This is a genomic window from Arthrobacter sp. P1_C12_2, assembly GCF_056406415.1.
In genome coordinates this window covers 1-1,074 of the sequence record NZ_JBFUAF010000050.1, presented here as the reverse complement: position 1 = coordinate 1,074, position 1,074 = coordinate 1, and the positions used below count along the sequence as shown (strand labels likewise).

Genomic DNA, 1,074 nt, shown 5'->3' with positions numbered 1-1,074 from the left:
TTCTGGAGGTCCTCTTGAAGCGCTTCGATCTGCGGTTTCAGCCCCTCGATCGTTTGGCGCAGAGTGGCGCACTCCAGTGGTTCCCCCGGCGTGATCTGGACGGGTTCGCTGGGCGTGCCGAACGACTCGACGGACTCCTGCAGCATTCGCCATTGGAAAAGAGCCGGCGTTGACGGTGCCGGGATATTGAAGGTGAAAGGTGCGTCCTGCCCGGGGGACACGGCTCCGGTGAGCTCGTGCCGGGCCGCGCCGAAATCGTTCCCGATGGCGCCGAGCCGGTAGCCTTCGCTGGGTTGCCACGTGGTGGTCCCCGTGTTGCGCATGGTGACGTTCACGGACGCCGTACTGAATCGTGGGATGGACGCCGGGACGGACTGCGCAACGAACCGGGCGTTGCTTATGCTGAGCCCGATCTGTCTCTCGGGAGTACGGGGCCCGAACCACTCCCGAGTGCCAGTGTCCGTGCGGTCGCGCACCATTTGCCATGAGAACAGTGCCCCCGCGACCTCCGGGGCCATGATGGAGAAGGTCAATGCCACATCGTCACCGCTGGCAACCGGCCCGGGCAGTTCATGCCATGCGCTTCCCCAGGTCGAGTTGCCCTCGGGAGCCTGCGCGCCGAGCCTGTATCCCTCGCCGGAGGTCCACGTGGTGTTGCCGGAGTTGTGCATGATGATTGTCACGGTGGCCGTGGATCCGGGCCGCATGGCCTCCGGGACATGGTCCTGGGAGACAAACTCGGCGTCGTCGTGCCAGGCGAGGACGCGGAACGCGGTCGCCGCCGTGGCCGCGCCGGCGGCGGTTTCGACGCTGACCGGCACGTCCGCACCCGATTCCCCGGTAGGGACAAGCCCTTCGGGCACGGCCACCGTCAGGGACCCGGCGGCAGGGGGCACGAGCAGCGATGCCTTCCCGGCACCGAAGGACACCCGCGGGATACCGACATTGAAATTCCGGCCGGACAAACTCACCGCGGTACCCGCCGTCCCGGCCACCGGCGCGAAGGAAGGGTCCTCGAACACCGGGATAAACGAGGAAGGGTCCTCGAACACCGGGATAAACGAGCCAGGGTCC

At 66.8% G+C, this 1,074-nt stretch carries 1 protein-coding gene; it reads right to left on the bottom strand.

The annotated features are described in order from the left end of the window. A partial coding sequence (locus AC1DZQ_RS22505) for a hypothetical protein (protein ID WP_476965575.1) occupies positions 1–1,074 on the bottom strand: 1,074 nt, incomplete at both ends.